This is a genomic window from Deltaproteobacteria bacterium, from assembly GCA_021737785.1.
Lineage (GTDB): Bacteria > Desulfobacterota > DSM-4660 > Desulfatiglandales > Desulfatiglandaceae > AUK324.
Genome location: JAIPDI010000007.1, coordinates 1 through 21737, shown reverse-complemented (window position 1 = coordinate 21737; position 21737 = coordinate 1). Strand labels below are relative to the sequence as shown.

Below are 21737 nucleotides of genomic sequence, written 5' to 3'. Positions count from 1 at the left end.
CGGTGAAAACAGGAATCGACATACTCATTACCGCGATGTATTCAGGATTCGTCTGTAACTTACATCAGATTGCGGTTAGCGGCAATACCGAAGTGAAGCAAATTGGAAATCATGGAAGGCGTGGATGGATATGAAGCTTATGGAGATTGTGAAATGAGGCATCACCTTGGCAAGGCGCCGCATTTTTCAATGCGGCGCCTTGTTCCAGCGCATACCGTCGGTTTCTGCTGCTGCCACAAACCTACGGCCAAAGGATCTCATTGGATCTGTTGGGAAATGGGACCGACCTTCCCCACACTCTTGGGAATGCCCTCGTAAGGGGTCCACCCTTTCGATTTAAAGGTCTTTGGATCCCGCATATGCTTCAATATCTCGATGCTGTCCTTCATCCCTTTATGCAGGCGGGACATCTCCAGGGCCATGCCTGCGATCTGGGCCACGGCCTGAACAAAATTCACATCTTCCAGCGTGGCCTCCCAGCGCGTGGCCGAGTAGACCCTCAGCACGCCGATAGGTTTATCCCGGACGACGATGGGCACCGAGAGAATGGAGGCGATACCCTCTTTTTTTGCCGCTTCCGGGTATTGGATTCGTGGATCCTCTGTTACGTCCGAGATGGCAACAGGACCATCTTTCAGAGAACCTGCAATGGAGTGCATCGCGCTGAGCGGGCCCTTGTTCAGATACTCGTTGCTCAGCCCCATGGATGCCGCCACCTCCAATTCGTGGGTCTTCCGGTTGAACAGAAACAGGGCACAGCCTTTAACATCCAGTGCGCTCTTTACCGCCTCGACAATCAGTAAAGCGGATTCTTCAGGGTCCCTGGACAGGACACAGCCATGCGTCACCTTTAAAAGGGTTTCGTAGTTCATGATTTCGTTTTTCATGGCGCCCTCCTTTCGATGAGGTTCCAAAGGGTTTCTTGACACAACCCCGCCATAGCCGCTGGACAGACTTTCATCGGCAGCAGGGAGTTTCCCATCGGTTACATGCATGAACTCTTCTCAGGTGCGATCTGGCTTGCGTTCTCTCCTGTGAACAGAATAGGAACCGTGGCGGTTTTCAAGTGGCGCAGGTTTTCCTGAAACGTATCCCTCCCAAAGGGATCGATATGTTTCAAACACCCCGTATGAATGATGACCCTGTAGACGCCCCTTGCGCTCTTTTTCAACATATTGAGGACTTCCCATGCCGAGGACCCATCAAAATCCCCCATCAGTTTCAAATGGAGATTATCACTGTTCCGATGAACGAAGATCCGAAAATTGGCTGCCATCACAGAAACTCCTTTTTTCACTGCATCCCGTATTCTCATCCGTTATCTCTGAAATCTCATGTCTTCTGTCTTGCAGAGGATCAACGGTCAGTGAACGTCATCATTGAACATGGCCTTCGACACACAGCGCTTCACGGTCTTCAACCGCCCGTCTGATGGCTATTTTCAGTTCGTTGAAATCTGAACTCCTGCATACGTAGGGCTCTGCAGTCATCGACTTCACATCCGGCCCGGCGGCCGCATAAACCGTGGACAGAATAACCGGCAACTCATCGTAGACGCTCCTTTATATTCCGGCAAAGGCGCATATCCTCACCCTCGCCGGGCGGCATATCCAGTACCACCAGGTCGGGTCTCTTCTTCTCAATCAGTTCCATCAGACCGATATCGCCCTCTCTCGTGATGACCTCATAGCCTTCCTCGGTGAGTTCATCGGTGTAAAGGAGCCGGATGGCCGTGTCATCGTCATTGACAACCAGAATCCTGTTCATATGCCCCTCCCCTCCAATGCGTTAAAGGGATTTTGTGGATGGGAATTTTTAATCCTGAGCGGCTCCTTTGCCTCCCCAGCGCCGCCGTCCCCTTCACCCTTTTCGTTCTTTCCCTAAGCAATATGGTCGCCAGGCGCAATTCAGCTGGTCGCAATGACCGTTTCTCTTCAAAAAACAATCGGGATTCCCTTCGGATCGCTGAATGCTCCGGATCAATGTGATGATATCCAGATAATTTCTTGTCTTTTTATTCTTGACGTGAATGGATGGCTTGGTCATAGATTCAGCTCCGACGGGCCTGCTTGGATCGTTTATGGTCACATGGGTACTCATCGGGATTTCCTCCGCAATTGCAGGGCTCATATCCTCAGGATGAAAGAGCGCTTTCAAATATCCGCACGGATCCCGGATCCTTTAAAAGAAATATGAGTAATTTCAGCCAGGTTGTCAATAGTGGGAGAGGTTCAATTGAATGGGTAAAAGACCTAAAAAAAAGGGGGGATATCCCGGGTGCGATCGGGGAAAACCCTGACGCGGGGCGGGTTACTCTTTCCAGAGATCCACGTCGATCAACCCCAGTTTTGCAGAATAGCGGATCAGATCCATGGTGCTGTGAAGGCCGAGCTTGTTCATGATGTTGGTCCGGTGGTTTTCCACGGTCTTGGGGCTGATAAAGAGCTTCTCAGCGATGGCCGTCCTGGAAAGTCCTTCGGCCAGAAACCGCATCACCTCCTGCTCCCTGGGGCTCAGCGTGCCATAGCCGGCGTCCGAGATCCTTTCATCTCTTGCCGGAGACGCCATCAGCTTCTTTACCACCTGCTGGGACACGGAACTGTCCAGGAAATAATCGCCCCTCAAGACATACTCGATCCCCTTGAGAAGTCTTTCGGCCGCGGATTCCTTGACCACATATCCTGTAGCCCCGGCCTGAAACGCCTCGGCGATATAATCGATCTTGGCGTGCATGCTGACGATCAGGACCCGTGTATCCGGCAGGAGACTTCGTATGTCCCGCGTTAGCTGGATGCCGTTTTGATCGGGCAGGGAGATATCCAGCAACACCAGGTCGGGCCGGAGCTTCTTGGCGATCCGGAGTCCCTCCTGTGCGGTTCCCGCCTCTCCCCTCACCTCAAAACGTGCGTCACGCCCGATAATGGCCTTCAATCCCTCCCTGAAAAGGGGATGGTCGTCAATGATCAGGATCGATGTCTTCTCAGGCACCGCTCTTCTCCTTCAAGGGGATTTCGATACGTATTTTCGTGCCCCCCATGAGGCGTGACCGGATCCTCAAATTTCCGTCAAGAAGGCTGACCCTCTCCTCCATGCTTCCGAGTCCCATCCGTTTTTCACTGGATGCCCTGAGCAGACTGCCTTCCACATCAAACCCCTTGCCGTCGTCTTCGATGCAAAGGATAATATTGGGATGGGATGCCACCATCCGGATCATCACGTGGTCGGCATCGGCATGTTTTTCGATATTGTTGAGGGCCTCTTGGAACAGACGGTACAGGTTGATCTCGATATCAGGGTCCATCTTTAGATCATCCATTCCAGCGGCCTGAAAATCGACCTTCAAGCCGGAATTTTCAGAAAAATCTTCGCAGAGCTGAAAGACCGCCTGGGCAAGTCCGAGCTGATCCAGACCCGGAGGACGCAGATCATATGCCAATCCACGCACCGCAGTGATCGTCCCCTGGACGGTCTTGGACAATCTGGCCAACCGGTGGCCAACCTCAGGGGCGACGTCGGGATAACCATCCAACAGGGTCTCACATCCTATTTTTATGAGAGAGAGTTCTTGGCCTACGTGGTCGTGGAGATACTGCGAGATCCTCTCCCGTTCATTCTCCTGGGCCTTCAAGAGTTGCTGGCTGAGGGTGTGGATCCGTGCTTCAGCCATTTTCTGCCGGGTAATGTCCCTTCCGATCTGAATGAACCCTTCGACCTCGCCCCCACTATTCTTCAGGGGAACGCAATAGGTATCCCAGTACGTCTCTCTATCGAGGCCCTTTATCTTAGGATGATACATCACGGTGCGTTCAAGCCTGCCCGTTTCCCGGGCCTTCAGGGTGGCGCATCCTTCGCAGGGGGTGTCTCTCCCGAGAAACATCTCATAACAGGTCTTGCCCACCAGGTCCTCCGGGGACATGCCGTGAAACAAGACCGTTGTCTTATTGCCCCAGATGATCCTCAGATCCTTGTCCACATACCGTATCCGGTCGACAGAGGCGTCCAGGATGGCGCGCTTCTGTGCCTCGCTCGCACGGAGCGCCTCCTCGGCTTCCTTCCGCCGGGCAGCCTCTTTTTCCAGTTCCCTGACCCTCTGTTCCAATTCTCCATAAGTCGGCGTATCGGTCACAGCCGTGTCCTCCGTAATTGAAACGTGATGCCGGATAGGGGTGATTGTTCACGGGTCCAGAGGCCTAGGCAAACCCGCCTTGCATTGAGATTTCAGGGTTCAGGTCCAAAGCTCATCAGCTCAACAACTTATCAGCCTTCCTTTTTCCTTTCATTCGCCGGCCGGATCCTGCACGGGATGCCTTTGAGATTAGGGGTGCCGAATTCCTTCCCCAATTCTTTTGCAGAGGTGAGCATGTTGAAATTAGACCGGGTCCAGGTATCCTCAGAGGTGATATCCGCCTCTGGGAACCACCAGCCATAGGCGGCATTCACCACATTGGGATGCACTCCCTCGGTCAGGCGCGCCACCTGGGTGATTGCTCCCTGACGGGTCTCGATCGCCACCTGTTCCCCCTCATGGATATTGAGGTCTGAGGCGGTTTCAGGATGAATCTCCACCACCGGGTCGGGGCTCCTTTTTCTGAGGCTTTTCACCCATCGATAAGAGGAATGCATGTAGAAAGGGTCTTTTGCGCTGGTCAACACCAGGGGATAGTCCGGATCATCCGCGGGCAAGGCCGTAAATCCCGGCAGTGCCTTGAGCCCGAATTTTTCCGTGGTGCTCAGGCAGAGTTCCACCTTGCCGGTCGGCGTCTTGAAGCCGCGGGATTCATATTTTTTGAATCTCTCTTCCCCCTTCAAATACCCCTCCTCGACGAACCGGCCATAGCTGAGGCCGCTTGGCTCAAGGAGGGCCTCCAGAAGGTCATCGGGGTCGTCACCCCAGAATTCCTCCGGGGTCATGGCCCGGCCCAGCGCATTGAGGATGCGGATGTCGGACCAGCACCCCTCCGGCGGCTCGACCACCTTGGGCCGGGCCAGGATATACCCGTGACCCAGCCCATAGTGGCCGATGTCGTTGAACTCGAACTGGGTGGCAACCGGGAGAACCACATCGGCCAGGGAGGCCGTCGGCGTCATGAATATGTCGGCCACTACCAGAAAATCGAGCTGATGCATGGCGTCCACGGTCATACGGCTGTCTGCGTAGGCCATGACCGGGTTGGAGCACTGGACATAGGCCCCCTTGATCGGATAGGGAAATTCCTCCAGTATGGCCTTTCTCAAAAACGCCGGGGGCACGGTCATGAGCTTGGGGATGGTGTGATGGGCAGTGTGGATCATCTCCTTCCATTTATCGGGGAGGAGGTCGGCCCGGACGAATTTCCCCAGGGGAAGGATATTGGGTTCGTTCGCCTGAATATTGCCGCCCGGCACATCCAGGTTCCCGCACACAGCCATGAGGCACACCAGGGCCCTGGCCGTGTCAAAGGCGCTCGTATGCTGTTCGATGGCATTCCCCCACTGGATGGCGGCCGGCCGGGAGCGGGCGTACAACCGGGCGGCCTCCCGGATAAGGTCCGAGGGGACCCACGTGACTTCCGACACCTTTTCCGGTGGATACCCATTCACATGCCGGGCCAGATCTTCAAATCCATATGTCCAGGCCACCACGAAGTCCTCATCAAACAGCCCCTCTTCGATGATCACATTCAACATCCCCAGGGCCAGGGCCGAGTCCGTGCCCGGTCTCAACTGGAGCCACAGGTCCGCCTTTTTTGCCAGTTCGGTCTGCCGGGGATCCACCACGATCATCCGGGTGCCGTTCCTGAGCTGATCCAGGAGGAGGCTGCAGATTTCGCCCTCCTCATTGGTGCTGGTCACATTGCTCCCCCACACCAGGGCGAGGCTGCTCTTTAAGTGGAAATCGGCCACCGGATAGAACCCGCACGTATGGAGACCGGTCACTTCCCTGGGGGCATGGCACACGTCCTGGACCGATACCACATTGGGAGAACCGAAGATATTGGCCAGCCGGATCAGCACAAAATGCTCGATCCCTTTAGGCATTCCCTGGCAGAAGGCCACCCCCCTGGCCCCATATTCTCCCTTGATCCGCTGGAAATTCTCGCTGATGGTCTTGATGGCCGCATCCCATGAAATGCGCTCCCATTTACCTTCTCCCCGGCCGCCGGTCCGGCGGAGCGGGTGTTTGAGTCGATCGGGATGATCGAGCCGGCCGGGTGAGGCCAGCCCCTTGGGGCAGACATAGCCCCGGTTCAGGAAACCTTCCGGGTCGCCCTTTATTTTTACAATGGTATTATCCCTGACGCCCGCCAGAAGGGCGCACCCCCCATGGTCCATCCGACCGCAGTGGGTCTTTATCCATTTAAGATGGTCATCCATTTTTCCTGCCGTCTTTCACGGAATTGTTGCTGTTTTCTCTTCCGGCCGTCTCTTGGGGCGAGGCTTAAACATCCAGGGAAGTGCGCTCCAAACCCGGAGTCTGAGAACAATGGGCAACTTTAGTTCAGTTTAGCACCCTATTTCCAATAACCCTGTAACAGAAAACAAGAAAATCTGTTTCTATCTCAGTACGCCTTATTTTATAGACTCACACGGAGCCACAAAGAACACAGAGAAGAGGGGATGTTTCCGTTTCTTTACAAAAAAATCCTTTGTGTGCTTTGTGTCTTTGTGTGAGTCCCGCCTGGGCGGGATTGGTTGCGGGTATCCGCTTTAGCTCACGTTAGCACTTCAAATGACGCACCCGTTCACGATTTCAGCGATGTCCATGACCTTCAACCGGTCGTCCATCTCCTCTGACTTGACCGCGTCCTCCAGCATCTTGGCGCACTGGGGGCAGGCCACCGCGATAATTTCGGCGCCCGTATCCAGGGCCTCCCTCACCCTCAGCCGGGCAGGGCTCTCCTCGCCGCCGCCCAGGATATCTGTAAAGAAGTTCCCGCCCCCGCCCCCGCAGCAAAAGGCATTCTCACCGTTTCTCTCCATCTCCGCCAGTTCCAGGCCGGGGATGGCCTTGAGGATGGACCGCGGGGCCTGGTACTCGGTGTTGTGCCGCCCCAAATAACAGGGATCATGGTAGGTGACCTTGAGGGAGCACTCCTTGAGCGGGACCTTGCCTCCCTGAATCAACGGGGCCAGGACCTGGGTATAGTGGTAGACCTCGAATTCCCCGCCCAGACCCGGATAGTCATTCTTGAACGCATTGAAGGCATGGGGATCGAGGGTGATGACCTTTTTGACGCCCAGGTCCCGGAATGCCTGGATGTTTTGCGCGGCAAGCTGTTCAAAGAGTCCGGCCTCGCCCAGGGCCCGCACCTCGTTGCCGTCGCAGGTCTCCTTCTCCCCCAGAATCCCGATGGAAAGGCCTGCCTTTACCAGGAGCGTGCCCACGGCCCGGGCGATCTTGACGGCCCGCTCATCGTAGGACCCCACGCACCCCACATAAAAAAGATACTCCTGGCCGGCGTAGGCCTCCATCGAGGTCCCTTCGGCCCATTTTCCACGCTCGGCCGCGGGGGCCTTGTAAGGGTTCCCGTTGACGTGGATGTTTTTGAGATAGTCTCTCACAGGGGGCGGAATAAGACCGTCGGCCACCAGCTCCTCCCTTGCCGCGATGAAGATGTTGACCAGGTCGTCGCTGAAGGTAAATACGCAGTGTTCCACGCAGTTGGCGCAGGTGGCGCAGGAAAAGAGGATCTCCTGAAAACGCTCGCTGTTCTTGATATCGCCATTGAGCCAGCCCCTGATGAGCCACATCCGGCCCCCGGGGGAATAGGTCTCAAATCGGAACTTGCGGTAGGCCGGGCAATTGAAGTCGGTATAATCGCTGGTAAACTTGCAGTAACCGCACCTGAAGCACCTGTGAACCATGTCTGCGTATTTCATACCTCGGTAACCTCCCAGTTTCCAGGATTCATAATGCCGTTGGGATCCATCTGTTCCTTGATCATCTTCATGAGTCCGAGGGTCACGGGATCCATCTTTTCCATGGCCATTCTTTGTTCGTCCACAGTGGCCTTCCAGAATATGCCCCCGGCCTCCAGGGCAAAGACGCTCACCTCGTGGAGGGCCTTCCGGGTCCGCTCCATCATGTCCGGGTCCGCCCGGTTGAAGGTAAAGGCGAATCCGTACATCATGGCGTGACTCCTCCCGATGATCCGCGCCATGCCCGAGTACCCCAGATCATATTTTTCCGCTAACTCCAGGATTTTCTGCGCGCAGGCAGGATATTTGTCCACCATGATGATCGGGCCCGAGTACTCAAATCCCCCGCCCTTTGTCACATCCGCAAACCGGCTGACGCTCCGCTGGGGCATGTCCAGGAGGGTCGGCTTCATGACCGGCGGGACCCCCATAAATCCGCCGTCCTTGTTGCGGATAAACCGGTCAAGGGAATGCCAGATCGTCTTCCGTTTGAATTCCAGCTCCTCGTCCGTATCCCCGGTGAAAAAAAGGGTGATGTGATGGTTGTCCTTGAAAATCATCGGCTTTGGCTGGGCGAACACATTGATGTCTTCCACCATCTCCGTATGGGTCAGTTCATAGATCATATCCGGGACCAGGTCTGCCCGATCCGTAAGGAAAATCTCCACGTCCCGCAGCTTCTTTTTGGGGTAGAGTTTCACGCCGATCTTGGTGATGATCCCGGTGGCCCCGAACCAGCCCAGGAAAAGCCCGGTCAGGTCGGGCAAGGGCGCCCCCTTTGAAAACCAGTCCGGAGAAAGGGCGCAGGACCCGATCCGGGAGACCTGGCCCGATGCCAGGACCACCTCCAGCCCGGTAATCATATCGGAATTGAATCCGTACTGCTGGGTCAGCCGTCCCTGGCCGTGGATCATGACATTGGCTGCGATGGTGGCCGTGGCCGGGGAATCGGGGATGCTGTGCCGAAGACGGGGATGATGTTTTTCCAGATAGGACTTGAGAAGACCTTGAGAGGTGCCTCCTTCGACAATGGCATGCCGGCCCGTCTCATTGACCTTCAGAATCCGTGTCATCCGCTTCATGTCGATCACGATCCCCCCTTTCAGGGGAATGACCAGACCGGTCAGTGCCAGACCGGCCCCCATCGGCACGACCGGGATCTTTTCGCGGTTGGCCAGGCTGACAATCTCCTGGATCTCTTCCACGACCTTGGGCACCACCACATAGTCCGGGGCATGGGGGGGCATCAGCCCGGGGTCCCGGGCATAAAAATAGGCCTCCTCAGGGTGGTTGGAAACATAGGCCTCTCCCACGATCCCGGCAAGCGCCTGGGTAATATCCGTCATGGCGTCTCCTCCCATTTTCACATCTCGCCGATGGCCTTCCGGCAGAGGTGGATCATATGTATCGGTTTTATCCCTTGCTTGGCCACCAGGGGTCCCAGCGTGCTCTGGCACGCCGGGCAGTTGAAGACACAGAACTGGGCCCCGTGGGCCGTCATGTCATCAATGTTCCTTTTTTGGACATCGTGGGCCAGGTCATAACCGTAGTTCATGCTCAATATCCCGCCGCAGCAGAGGGCGTTTTCATCCTGATACTCCCGCGCCACCAGATCGACGCCGATCAGGTCCATAATATCGGCGAAAAAATGGTGCTGGTCGGAAGAAAGCCGCGATGAACAGGGCCTCTGGTAGGCGACCCGGATATTGAGCGGCCGGATGAGGTCTTTTAATTCCTGTAACCGGTGATACAGATATTCATAGTAATGAATCGATTGGAACGGTACATCGATCCCAAAGGCCGGGGCCAGCTGGGTGAAGGCGCCGTAGCATTCATCGTGGAGAAAGATCACCTCCTTGACCCCCAGTTTTCTAAAATTGTCCACCACCTGGGGAAGTCTTTCCTTGATGACGGCAGTATCCGCAAAATGGATGTACACCACGTTGCAGAAGAACTCCTGACCGAAGATATAGGAGGGCATGACATCTTCGAAGAGCCGTCCCTTGATCCAGCCCAGGAATTCCGGCATGAAGCCAAAGGAGAGCACCCGCTCCTTGACCTCGCCCAGCCGATATTTTCCCTGGGGCTCGCCGATGTTGATCCACTGCCGGGTGATGGCCCTCGGCGCGGTCAGGATCCCCTTTTCCTGACGCCGCTCCGTAATGAGGTAGAAGGGGTGATTCCCCCTCCGGCAGTACTCCTCGCAGGCATAACAGGTGACACAGTCGTTGAGGACAAAGGAATCCGCCCCCTGACCGATCTTCACCATCTCTGCCACGGCCGTCTCCTTGTCGAGATGGAGATACTGGCACTTGACCAGGCAGTCGCCCGTGGGGCAGGTCCGGCACACGTTTTCATCAAATTTCAGAGTATACATCGTCTTCCCCTCTTGAGAAATGAGTTGAGGGTGGGCGGTTACCGGGGTCCGGGATGAATCTTCGAACCCTGAAAAGGTGAACAGTTAAGAAGCTGCGACAGACAATAGATATATGAAGCGTTTCCGCCATGTCAAGGAGAAAGCCGATTTCCCGTTTGACATTGTGAAAAAAGTAGCATAAGAAAAATCCCCTGAAACTCCAGTATGGGAGCGCCTTACCTTCCGCGTTCCCCTTTCCGCGTTCCGCGTTCAAAGGAGGCCCTATGGACATATCCAGCCAGCTGAGGGAGATCGTCGGGGAAGACAGGATGTCGAACCGGCCGGAGGAGCGTTTCATCTATTCCCGGGATTCCGGGGCCCAGCCCCCCCGGCAGGTGGATTATGTGGTCATGCCCAGGACCGCCCAAGAGGTCAGGCTGATAATTCTTCTGGCCAACCGGGAAAAGATTCCTGTGACGCCCCTGGGCGGCGGCTTCACCCTGTCGGCCCTGGTGGTTCCCAACCGCGGGGGGATTGTCCTGGACATGAAACAGATGGACCGCATCATTGAGGTCAACGAGATCAACCGGTACGCCCTGATCGAACCGGGGGTATCCCAGGCCGGGCTCCAGTCCTATCTCAAAAAGCACCATCCCCGTCTCCAGCATTCCACCCCCGAGGCCCCCCCTACGGTGACGGTGGTGGGCAATGCACTGATCCAGGGGCACGGGCATATATCGCCCCGGTACGGGATCAACTCAGACATGGTGAACGGCATGGAGGTGGTCCTCCCCACAGGCGAGATCTGCACCATAGGCGCCGGGTCTCTCGGGCCTTCCTGGTTCTCGAGGGGGCCTCTCCCGGACCTTCCCGGGCTGTTTATCGGATGGTTCGGGACCACCGGCATCGTCACCAAGCTCTCGCTCAAGCTCTTCCCCAAACCCGCCTTTCGAGAGGTCCTGGCTTTTTACACCGATGATGTGGACCTCATCTCAGAAGGTATCTTTGAGACGACCCAACTCGATTTACTGGAAGATTTTTTTCTCATCAGCCAGGAAAAACCCGACTGGATGAACCATGTCTTTTTCATCATCATCATCTCGGGCCATTTCGAAGATGAGCTGGCGTTCAAGAAGGAGGCATTCAAACGGTTGTTCCGGGAGTTCAAGGGCGGGGGGAAGTTCAACTTTGTGGAAGATCTTCATCCGGCATTGAACAAACGGTTTCTGGATGTTCCTCCCCTGGCGGCCCTGGCCGCGGATTTCAGAAAAGGCGGCGGTTTTGAATATACCGGCGCCATCCTCCCCATCGACAAGGTCCCGGACGCATGGAAAAAAGGGATCGAGATCTCCCACAAACACGGGATGATCTGCTCCTATGTCCACCAGGTTCTCCTGGGCCACAGCGTCATGTTCGGGTTCAACTATTCTTTTAACCGGGCCGATGAGGAGGACATTGAAAAGACCCGCAAGGCCCTGGAGGAGTCCAATCAGGTCACCCTGGATCTGGGCGGGATGATCTGGAAGGGGGAGGTGGGGGCACAGCAGATGATGCTGAAACAGATGGATCCGAATACCGTGGACCTCATCCGGAAGGTGAAAGGCCTCCTGGACCCCAACGGGATCATGAATCCGGGCAACTGGGAGATGGGCTGAGATATGGCGGAGAAGAACCCTTTGGATCTTTCCCTGCCGGCAACCGGCGATCTCCTGGTCTTGGGCGTTACCGGCGGGATCGCCAGCGGCAAGACCACCGTGGCCCACATGTTGGCGGAACTGTGCGCCCCGATCATCGACTTCGACCTCCTTGCCAGAGAAGTGGTTGTCCCGGGCCAACCCGCCTTTCAGGAGATCGTCGGTTATTTCGGGGAAGCGGTCATCGGGGAGGACGGAAACCTGGACCGGAAACGGCTTTCAGGGATCGTGTTTCAGGATCCGGAAAAGCGGCGGATACTGGAGGCTATGACCCATCCCCGCATTCTGGAGGCATTTGTCCGTCGAGTCAGGCAACTCGGCGACGATAATCCACAGGGGATTGTCCAGGCGGTGATCCCCCTCCTGTTCGAGGCTCATTTAGAGCCCCTGGTTCACAAGGTCCTGGTGGTCTATGTCTCACCCGATACCCAGATCGAGCGACTCATGAAACGGGATCGGATCAGTCGGGAGGAGGCGAGGCGCATCCTCGACGCCCAGATGCCCATCGATGAGAAGGCGGCCCGGGCCGACTTTGTGATCCGTAACGAGGGGGACGTGGAAGGAACTCGAAAACAGGTCACGGCCCTCTGGAAGCGCCTCAAAGAGATGCAGAACTCGCAGCGGAAAAGATAGCTCCGACGTGCTTTCCGGCAATCATCAATCAACAATCAAAAATCGCCAATCATCCATCCCATCTCAGGAGGAAGAACCATGAATCAGAGAACCACACCCATCCAGGCCGTAGACCGCGTGGAGATCCAGACCCTGATGGAAAACTATGTGGATGTACTCCTCACCAATAGCGAGGTCGTCACCCGGCCCCCTTTGTCAAAGAGCGGGACCATCCCCGCGGACACCCTCCTGGCAGAGCATGGACTGTCGCTCCTGGTGACGGTTTATGCAGGAGATGACACCCACACGGTCCTCTTTGACACCGGATACAGCAGCATCGGGGTCATGCACAACGTAGACATGCTCGGGGTGGATCTCGGCCGGGTGGAGGCCATGGCCCTGAGCCACGGCCACATGGACCATACCGGGTCCCTCTATCCGGTATTGGACAGGCTCCCGCATAGGATCCCCCTGGTGTTGCATCCGGGGGTCTTTGACGCTCCCCGCTTTTTCGGTCTGGCCGACGGCCGCAGGCTCCTCTTCCCACAGACCCTGGTGAGGGAGGATCTCCTCAAACAAAACATTGACCTGGTGGAAAGCACCGGACCCACGCCCCTTGCGGACGGGACCATTCTAGTCACGGGCGAGGTGGAACGGGTCACCCCCTTTGAGAAAGGCCTCCCCAACGCCAGTATGGAACGGGACGGAGAGACCGTCCCCGATCCCATTGCAGACGATCAGGCCTTGGTGGTTCATGTGAAGGGAAAAGGACTGGTGATCATCGCCGGGTGCAGCCATGCCGGGATCATCAATACGATTCTCTATGCCCAAAAGATCACCGGCATTCAGGAGGTCTACGCGGCAATTGGCGGATTTCACCTCTCCGGTCCCTTTTTTGAAAAGATCATCGAACAGACCATCGAGGAGTTCAAAAAGATCGGCCCAAAGGTTCTCTCCCCCATGCACTGCACCGGCTGGAAGGCCATCCACCAGATTTCCCAGGCCTTTCCGGAGGAATTTATCCTCAACAGCGTCGGATCCGTGATCGGATTACAGGGAACAACAGGAGAATAATCCATCAAGACACGTCACCGGAAAAAGAAAACTTTCCATACGCCCTCGCCAAATAGACATGCGCATGCACGGTCTCCTGCCATTGCAATGGACGCACCACGACCGCAACTGTCTGCACCCGTTCTCCGGGCAATGGGAAAGGCATCAAGATGCGTCAGCCACGCAGAACAGCAAGAAATATTCCTTGGGAAGGAAGTCAAACCGCTGGATCAGGACAAACCCCGCGCTTCTCATTTCATCAATGACCTGGGTTTCGGAGAGGCGGTCCGCAAGTTCAGGTCCAAGGAGCCCGCGGTCTCTGTAAAATTCGATAATGGCCACCTGCCCGCCCGGCTTAAGGGACCTGCGCACCTCTTTCATATATTGGATACGGTCGTCAATTTCCTTATATACGCTCGAAAAAAAGGCGATATCCATCGCGTGGCAGGGGAGCATGGGGGTTTCAAATTTCCCTTTGATGACCGTCACGTTTTCCAGGTTACGGTCTTTGACCCTTTTTTTCAGCAGCCCGATCATAACGTCCTGAACATCCACCGCGTACACATGTCCGCGCTTGCCCACCTGGTTTGAGAAACGCTCGGTAAAATAACCGCCGCCGGCGCCTATATCGGCGATTACAGCGCCTTCGGGGATCTGGAGGGCCTCGATGACCTGGTCGGGCTTCTGCCATCGGTCCCGGTCCTCTGACTCGAGATACCAGGTGTATTCCGGATTGAAGACCCGATGCCCTTCCATCTCGATCATCCTGGACGCGCATGAGGTCCCGGCAACCCATATCAGTCCGGCCATCCCAATCCGTATCAGCACATTCATATGTATCAAAGCATTTCTCACGATTCGCGACCTCCCACGGACTGGGCTGCATAAACCATCCATCTTCTTCACCTGATTCTTCACCCCATGTTGCGATGATATTAATAAAAACATCCATATCCCTCAATATGATTCCTCGGCGGATCATCTAAAGGACCCTGTCATCAAAAAAATGATACTGCACGCACCGTCATCCTGACGACGCCAGAGGGCGCCACGCCCGGGCAGATCCACCAGGTAACGGCATTTTCTTCTTGGTGAGATTTTTTTCTTGACAGTATATCGATCGTTCGATATATGCATATCGAACGATCGATATACTCCGGATGGGCGATCTCCACCATCCTCTGCGCCGGGCAACAGGAGGGACAACATGAACGATCCGAACAACACAAAGGAAAAGGTCATCAGGTGCGCCATCGATCTTTTCGCCACCAAGGGCTTTCGGGGTACCTCCATCCGGGATATCGCCAGTGCCATGGGAATGAGCATTTCCAATATTTACCACTACTTCGGGAGCAAGGAAGGCTTGCTCCTGGCCATCCTGCAACATTCATCCGAAGATCTGGTGAAAGAACTCAGGGAAGCCGCGCAACTGGATATCCCTCCCATGGAACGGTTCAGGAAACTGATTGAGACCCATGTCAGGCTCTCCGAACGCTACAATAATGAGGCCAAGATTTTCTTTCTGGACGAGGAACACCTCTCTGAAGAAGGGGCGAAGGTCAACCGCCATATTCAACGTCAAATCTACGGATTTTACAAACAGGTTCTGCGGGAACTGGAGGATGCGGGGCTCATCCAATATAGGAGCATCAAGGTCCTGGCATTCAATATCTTCGGCATCATTAACTGGCAGTTTCGCTGGTACCGTTCAGACGGTTCCCTGTCCATGGAAGAAATCAGAGAGGAGATTGTTTCTTTCATCATGAACGGGGTGTTGGCGGGCGCATGGGCCCAGGGTAACGGAGAAGACGTTTCATAGGAGGTTTATATTCTTCACGTATTAACACAAGCAAGGAGGGAAAGGTCATGGGGTATACGATTGACATTGACACGGGCGGCACCTTCACCGACGGGTTTTTTGTTTCAGGGGACCGGGTCGAACCTGTGAAAGTGCCCACTTCACCGCACGATTTGACCATCTGTTTTCTGGAGTGCATCAAGGCGGGCGCTGAAAAGTTCGGTATGGCGGTGGAGGCCCTTCTGTATGAAACGGATATCATCCGGTTTTCAAACACCATCGGTACCAACGCCATCATTCAGAGGGATGGCAGCCGCTTGGGTCTGCTGTTGACCGAAGGGCACGAAAAAGAGGCGCCTTACGGTGAGGGCGACGGAAAGAGACCGCTGGTGGATCCGGAAATGATTCTGACGATTCAGGAGGAAATGTCTTCCAATGGAGAAATCGTGCGTGCACCGGACAAAAAAGCCGTCATGGCCGGGGCCCAGAAACTCATAGACCGCGGTGCTCGATGTCTGTTGGTGGCGCTGGCCAATTCCGATGCCAATCCGGAGCATGAACGGTTCGTTCGGAAAGCCATCAAGGAGGAATACCCCAGAGATTTCCTGGGCTCCGTACCGGTTTTTCTCTCTTCTGATATCTCCACCCGAAAAGGGGAAGGGGAGCGAATTAATGCCGCGGTGCTGAACGCCTACATTCACGGCAAGTTGGTGAACATGCTATACAAAGCGGGGGAAGACCTTCGAAGGAGAATGTACCGGAAAAACCTGCTCATCGTTCACAACAACCATGCCGTTGCCAGGGTTGCCAAGACCCGTGCCATCAATACCTATAATTCGGGACCGGCGGCTGGGCTCATGGGGGCTCGGGTGACGGGATCGGCCTACGGCACGGATCAGATCATTTCCGCGGACATGGGCGGAACGTCTTTTGATCTGGGTTATGTGCAGCAGGGCCAGGTCAGTTACACGCTAAAGCCGGATGTGGAAGGTTTCAAGGTGAATGTCCCCATGGTGGAGATCAGGGCCGTGGGCGCCGGCGGCGGATCCATTGCATCGGTTCAGGAAGGAGTCCTTCGCGTGGGACCGCAATCCGCCGGGGCGCTTCCGGGGCCTGTTTGCTTTGACCTGGGCGGCATGGAACCCACCGTGACGGATGCGGACCTTCTGCTGGGGACTTTCGACCCGGATTATTTCTTAGGGGGGACCATGAAGCTGAACCGCGAAAAAGCCTACGGTCAGATGGCGGATAAAATCGCAAAACCGCTGGATATCCCCGTTGAAGCGGCCGCCGCCGCGGTGAAGGAGACCATAGACCAGGCCATGGGCCGGGAACTATTGGCGATCCGGAAAAAATTGAAAGGAGAAGGGGAGCCGCTCCTGGTCGTATACGGCGGTGCCGGCCCGGCCCATTGTTGCGCTTCGGCGGAAGTTGCGGGGATCAAAAAGATCGTCATCACCCCCTTTTCGGCTGTTTTCTCGGCATATGCCTCTTCCGGGATGGACGTGGGACACATTTACTATGCGAGGGCAAACATGCCTTTTCATGAAAAAAGTGACCTTTCGAGCTTGGGTGAAACGCTCGCAAAACTCAAAAATGAAGCGGCTCGCGATATTCGGGGCGAGGGTTTTGCTTTTGAAGATATGAAACTCTCCCTGGAACTCATGGTGGAAGGGAATGAAGGCGGCGATGAAATAAAGTTCGGTGCGGACTTCGATTCTTTTCTATCACCAGAGGGTTTAAGGACCGCTGTTTCCGAGGCGCGCCAGCTGCTGGGAAGCAACGGCAACGGATTTGACGGTGATTTGAAACTCAATACGGTCAGTCTCTTGGCCCAGGCGGAAACCCCCCATTTTGAGGTACAAGAAATCCTCAGGGCCCAAACGGATGTGTCGTCAGCGAAAAAGAGTATTCGATCCGTGTTTCTGGACCGAAAAAAAGGGTTCGAGGACATTCCTGTATATGACCGCGTGCTGCTTACCCACGGCCACAGCATATCCGGTCCCGCGCTGGTTGAATCGGAGCAGACCACGATTCTGGTGGCAACTGGTTGGCGAATGACGGTGGACAAATTTAATAATGCCCTTTTGGAGGAGGTGAGCGCGTCATGAAAGTAAGAATCACCGAGTATCTGGAGATCGATCTGGACCAGGAAAAATGGTGCTGCCAGCGTTGCGGCCACGCACTTATCGGGGCTCGGGAGAACTACAAAAGAGGGTGCCTTGTGGCGGAAAAGCCCTTTGAGGAAGTCCACCCGCCCCTGGTGGAAGGAAAAGAATACAGCTTTTCACCGGACCCCAATTACTGCCGCCTTCTGGAGTTTTACTGCCCTGCCTGCGGCGTCGTCATCGAAAATGAGTACCTGCCGCCGGGGCATCCCATTACCCATGATATTGAGCTGGACGTGGATGCACTCAAAAAACGGCACGGGGTGTAGCCATGGCCACGGGTAGGGAGCTTTTCAACGCTTTCTTGAACGACGAACCGCTGTCCAGACCGGTCTTTGTCCCTATGATCCGCGGACTTTTGTCCAGGGTCGAAAACATGCCCATGGAACAGCTCATGAACGATCCGACGCTCTGGGCCAATGCGTTGGTCAAGACCCACAAACTGTTTCGATTCGACGGCGTCGTGGTGGGGCTTGACTTCACGCTCATGGCCGAAGCCTGCGGTTGCGGCATATCATGGAAGGATGATCGGCCGGTTGCCGCACACCCGGAAAAGGTGCTTTTTGAAAAGCCGGAAGAAACAGGGCGGATGAAACATGCCTTGGAGGCAGCGTCCAGGGTGTTTGAGGTCAGCCGGAACGAGCAGGCATGCATCGCGGCAATGACCGGCCCCTTGACCCTGGCGGATATGCTGTTTGGACGCGGGCATGGTGTCGAACATCTGGGAGAAGTGAAACAGTTGATGGTTCCTGTTGCCGAAGCCTTTTGCAAGACAGGTCCCGATGTGCTCATATTCATGGAAGGCCGCTCCCTGGCTTCGGAAAAAATCAGCCTTGCCCACAAGAAGATCTACAACACCCTCAGGAACATCACCGGTTATTACGACGTGAAAGCCGGGCTTTATGTCCAGAAATATGATCCGTCCCAGGTGGATCGGTTCAGTTCCCTCAAAATGGACCTTTATGTGCTGGGTCCTTCAAGTGATGGAAGTCTGCCGGAGGTCTCGCGCATATGGGATCTGGGAGTGGGGGCGCTTGGCGTGGGTCTGGGCCTGCCGCTGGACGATCTGGAGACGGCAGCCAGACTTGTTCGGGAAGGCCGGGAGTTGTATGAAACCACCGGTGGGCGCGGTATCTTTTTCACCAGCCTGGGACCGACGACTCGGAATGTGAAAATGGAAACGCTTCATAAAATAGTTCAAGAATTTTTTCACTGATAACGAAACCAAGACAAGGAGACATGTAATGGGGATCTCAATCAACGTCGATATCGGCGGAACATTTACGGATTTTTACGCCCGTGGAGATGACGGCAAAACCCAAATGACCAAAACTCCCAGCACCCACTATGATCTCTCCGTCGGGTTCATGAAGGGGATGCGGTCGCTGGCCCGATCCTTTGGGACGGGCCTCTCCGAATTTTTGGGGGAGAGCGATGTTGTTCGCTACTGCACCACCGTGGGGACCAACGCCCTCATTGAGCGTAACGGCCCCAAACTGGGCCTCATCACCACCGCCGGGCACGAGGATGCGATCTTTCTGGGTCGAGGCCGGAGCTGGGCCGACGGCGGCGACAGCGCGGCCAACAAGGACCTGGCCCGCATCAACAAGGCCGAACCCTTGATCCGTCGGAACATGGTGGTGGGCGTACGAGAGCGTATGGACTCCTTCGGGAACCCGGTCTGCCCGTTGAATCGGGACGAGATTCTCGTTGCCCTGCAGGAATTGGTGGACAAAGGGGCCATGGGTTTCGTCGTCTGCCTGCTCTGGTCCTTTGTCAATCCGACCCATGAGCAAATGATTAAGCAAGTGATCGAAGAGGAATACCCCGAGGACTACCTAGGCTCCCTGCCGGTGATTCTATCCAGCGACGTCTCGCCCAAATCCGGTGAATACACCCGTTTCATCACCACCGTGGTCAACGCCTATATCCACGGGGTAATGGCCGACGAACTCAACAAGCTGGGCGCCGAACTGAGAGACGGCGGGTACAAACGCCCCTTGATGCTGGTGCACAATACCGGAGGCATGAAAAAGGTCTCCCGCACCCGGGCAGTACTCACCCACAACGCCGGACCGGTGGCCGGTTTGCACGGGGCCCTTACCCTGGGCCGGGAATACGGTCACGAGAATATCATTTTCACCGACATGGGCGGTACTTCGTTCGACATCGGAGTGATCAGCGGCGGTCGCCTTCGCACCTACGACTTCATCCCGGTGATCGACCGATGGCGAACCAATATTCCGGCCATTGAAGTGAAGTCCATCGGGGCTGGCGGCGGCTCCATCGCCTGGGTCAACAAACTGATGGGCGACGCCCTGGAGGTGGGTCCCCAGTCGGCCGGGTCCATGCCCGGCCCGGCCTGCTACGACCTTGGAGGACAGGAGCCCACAGTCACGGATGCGGACCTGGTGCTGGGCTATCTGAACCCGGAGAACTACCTGGGCGGCCGGATGCTGCTGGACGAGGAACTCAGCGCCAAAGCCATCAAAAGCAAAATCGCCGATCCCCTGGGCATCGACGTGGTGGAAGCGGCCCGGCGCATCCGGGCGGTGGTGGACGCCCGCATGGGTCAGGAAGTCTTCAATGAGGTGGCCTTAAAAGGCCACGACCCCCGCGACTTTGTGATTTTCGCCTGCGGCGGAGCGGGCGCGACGCACGCCTGCGGCTTCGCTCCCTACCTGCAGGTGGACAAGGTCGTCGTGTCGGGCCATTCCCCCGTATTCGGGGCCTTTGGGGCCTCCACGGTGAATATCCAACAGGTCTGGGACAAATCCCGCACCATGAAGATATTTTACTATGCGGAACAGTGTTACTCCCAGGATTATGACGGCTTTAACAATGTGGTGGAGGAACTCAAGGAACTGGCTGTCAATGACCTGAAGCTGGAAGGTTACAGCCCGGACCGCATCGGTTTCCGATTGGAATTGGACATGCGTTACGGCATGCAATACAACCTCACCAAGATTATCAGCCCGCATTTGAAGGTGACCGGCCCTGAAGAGTACAAGGATATCTGCGACCGTTTCACGGAAGAGTATTCGGCCATCTACAGCCCCGAGGCTACGTTCCCCATGGGCGGGGTGAACGTGGAGTGTTTTTACCTTACGGCCTATGTGCTGGCCGAGCCCAGACCCATGGATCAGAGGCCCCTCGCGGGAGAGACCCCGCCCGAGGCCGCCGTGCGCGCGCCCCGGAAGGCCTTTTGGCCTGAATTGGGCGGATTCAAGGAAACCCTCGTGTATGACTTTGACCGGATCGAGCCCGGGAACAGCATCGATGGTCCGGCCCTGATCGAAGCTCCTGACACCACTTATGTGCTCGAACCGGGCTGGAACTTCAAGAAAGACGGACTGGGCAGCGCCGTGTTGCGACCCGACCGCGATTAGGGGCAAAGGACGTCGACACTCATAAAAAAAGCGCGGGATGAAAGATTCCTGCGGAAGGGAGACAAGCCATGTGCGCAATGGTTTACGCAAGGGACATGGAGGTAGTGCAGCAGCTCAAACCCGAGCCCATGACGGCTCGGGAGACCGAGGCCCAGGAAAAGATGGATGTCGTCGAGTACGATATATTCGTCCACAAGATGAATATGGTGGCCCAGGAGGGCAAAGAGACCACCATGAAGCTGGGGGCCTCTTCGGGCATGCGCTGGGGCGACGTGGCCTTCGGCATCTACACTGCCCGGGGTGATCTGGCGGTGGTGGCCACGGGCATCTGGTTCCACGCCGTCCTGGGACAGATTCCGGTAAAATATATCGTGAAACACTGGATCAATGACAGCTCGGTGGGGGTGAAGGAGGGCGACAGCTTCTTCTTTAACGATCCTTTCTATGGCGGCGTACACCCGGCGGACATGGGCCTTTGCGTCCCGGTGTTCCACGAAGGGGAATTAATCTGTTTCGTGGGTGCGGTGGTGCATACGGGCGAAAACGGCGGGACCGACCCGGGCGGCGTCTGTCCCAAGGCCCGATCCAAATATGACGAAGGCCTGATCACCCCGCCCATAAAAGTGGGTGAGAACTACACCCTTCGTGAGGACATCCTGAACATGTTCGCGGCCATGAGCCGGGACCCCCGCACCATGGTCCTGGATATCAAGGCCCGTTTGGCGGCCTGCCGCATTGCGCAGCGCCGCGTTGTGGAATATGCCGATC

20 protein-coding genes are annotated in these 21737 nt (G+C 56.0%); 9 read left to right on the top strand and 11 right to left on the bottom strand.

Features of this window, described 5'->3' with window-relative positions; all coding sequences use genetic code 11:
- Positions 1-257: 257 nt before the first annotated feature.
- The 10 genes from K9N21_05425 to K9N21_05380 form a co-directional block, all read right to left on the bottom strand.
- Positions 258-887, bottom strand: a complete 630-nt coding sequence (locus tag K9N21_05425) for a GAF domain-containing protein (protein MCF8143343.1) — start codon at positions 885-887, stop codon at positions 258-260.
- Positions 888-985: 98 nt separating this feature from the next.
- Positions 986-1276, bottom strand: a complete 291-nt coding sequence (locus tag K9N21_05420) for a hypothetical protein (GenBank protein ID MCF8143342.1) — start codon at positions 1274-1276, stop codon at positions 986-988.
- Positions 1277-1376: 100 nt separating this feature from the next.
- A complete protein-coding gene (locus tag K9N21_05415) occupies positions 1377-1544 on the bottom strand; it encodes a hypothetical protein (protein ID MCF8143341.1) in 168 nt (55 codons plus the stop codon).
- A 1-nt stretch (position 1545) separates the two neighbouring features.
- A complete protein-coding gene (locus tag K9N21_05410; GenBank protein MCF8143340.1) occupies positions 1546-1767 on the bottom strand; it encodes a hypothetical protein in 222 nt (73 codons plus the stop codon).
- A gap of 543 nt (positions 1768-2310) precedes the next feature.
- The gene (locus K9N21_05405; protein MCF8143339.1) at positions 2311-2988 is read right to left on the bottom strand and encodes a response regulator transcription factor; all 678 of its coding nucleotides are present in this window, start codon (positions 2986-2988) and stop codon (positions 2311-2313) included.
- Positions 2981-4126, bottom strand: a complete 1146-nt coding sequence (locus K9N21_05400) for a PAS domain-containing protein (GenBank protein MCF8143338.1) — start codon at positions 4124-4126, stop codon at positions 2981-2983. The genes K9N21_05405 and K9N21_05400 overlap by 8 nt, the downstream gene beginning before the upstream one ends.
- A 131-nt stretch (positions 4127-4257) precedes the next feature.
- Positions 4258-6354 carry a molybdopterin-dependent oxidoreductase gene (locus K9N21_05395; protein MCF8143337.1) on the bottom strand — a complete coding sequence of 699 codons (2097 nt, stop codon included), beginning with the start codon at positions 6352-6354 and terminating at the stop codon, positions 4258-4260.
- A 351-nt stretch (positions 6355-6705) separates the two neighbouring features.
- Complete coding sequence (locus K9N21_05390; protein ID MCF8143336.1) at positions 6706-7860, bottom strand: (Fe-S)-binding protein; 1155 nt, start codon at positions 7858-7860, stop codon at positions 6706-6708.
- The gene (locus K9N21_05385; GenBank protein ID MCF8143335.1) at positions 7857-9245 is read right to left on the bottom strand and encodes an FAD-binding oxidoreductase; all 1389 of its coding nucleotides are present in this window, start codon (positions 9243-9245) and stop codon (positions 7857-7859) included. The genes K9N21_05390 and K9N21_05385 overlap by 4 nt, the downstream gene beginning before the upstream one ends.
- Before the next feature lie 17 nt (positions 9246-9262).
- A complete protein-coding gene (locus tag K9N21_05380; protein ID MCF8143334.1) occupies positions 9263-10276 on the bottom strand; it encodes a (Fe-S)-binding protein in 1014 nt (337 codons plus the stop codon).
- A gap of 263 nt (positions 10277-10539) precedes the next feature.
- On the opposite strand from K9N21_05380, the gene K9N21_05375 reads away from it, so the two are divergent.
- The 3 genes from K9N21_05375 to K9N21_05365 all read left to right on the top strand — a co-directional run bounded on the left by K9N21_05375 (position 10540) and on the right by K9N21_05365 (position 13635).
- Positions 10540-11910 (top strand): FAD-binding oxidoreductase, encoded by a 1371-nt coding sequence (locus K9N21_05375; GenBank protein ID MCF8143333.1) that lies wholly within the window; start codon positions 10540-10542, stop codon positions 11908-11910.
- A gap of 54 nt (positions 11911-11964) precedes the next feature.
- A complete protein-coding gene (coaE, locus tag K9N21_05370) occupies positions 11965-12582 on the top strand; it encodes a dephospho-CoA kinase (protein MCF8143332.1) in 618 nt (205 codons plus the stop codon).
- Between the two features lie 78 nt (positions 12583-12660).
- A complete protein-coding gene (locus K9N21_05365) occupies positions 12661-13635 on the top strand; it encodes an MBL fold metallo-hydrolase (protein ID MCF8143331.1) in 975 nt (324 codons plus the stop codon).
- A gap of 144 nt (positions 13636-13779) precedes the next feature.
- On the opposite strand, the gene K9N21_05360 is transcribed toward K9N21_05365, so the two are convergent.
- Positions 13780-14469, bottom strand: coding sequence for a methyltransferase domain-containing protein (locus tag K9N21_05360; protein ID MCF8143330.1), 690 nt, complete (start codon positions 14467-14469; stop codon positions 13780-13782).
- 352 nt (positions 14470-14821) lie between these two features.
- On the opposite strand from K9N21_05360, the gene K9N21_05355 reads away from it, so the two are divergent.
- The 6 genes from K9N21_05355 to K9N21_05330 form a co-directional block, all read left to right on the top strand.
- Entirely contained in the window at positions 14822-15433 is a 612-nt protein-coding gene (locus tag K9N21_05355) for a TetR family transcriptional regulator (protein ID MCF8143329.1), read from the top strand.
- Positions 15434-15480: 47 nt separating this feature from the next.
- Positions 15481-17523, top strand: a complete 2043-nt coding sequence (locus K9N21_05350; protein ID MCF8143328.1) for a hydantoinase/oxoprolinase family protein — start codon at positions 15481-15483, stop codon at positions 17521-17523.
- On the top strand, positions 17520-17849 hold the full coding sequence (locus tag K9N21_05345) for an acetone carboxylase subunit gamma (protein MCF8143327.1): 330 nt from the start codon (positions 17520-17522) through the stop codon (positions 17847-17849). Before K9N21_05350 ends, K9N21_05345 begins: the two co-directional genes overlap by 4 nt.
- A 2-nt stretch (positions 17850-17851) precedes the next feature.
- Positions 17852-18796 carry a uroporphyrinogen decarboxylase family protein gene (locus tag K9N21_05340; protein MCF8143326.1) on the top strand — a complete coding sequence of 315 codons (945 nt, stop codon included), beginning with the start codon at positions 17852-17854 and terminating at the stop codon, positions 18794-18796.
- Between the two features lie 28 nt (positions 18797-18824).
- On the top strand, positions 18825-20969 hold the full coding sequence (locus tag K9N21_05335) for a hydantoinase/oxoprolinase family protein (protein ID MCF8143325.1): 2145 nt from the start codon (positions 18825-18827) through the stop codon (positions 20967-20969).
- Positions 20970-21037: 68 nt separating this feature from the next.
- The coding region (locus K9N21_05330) for a hydantoinase B/oxoprolinase family protein (protein MCF8143324.1) at positions 21038-21737 on the top strand (700 nt) is incomplete at its 3' end.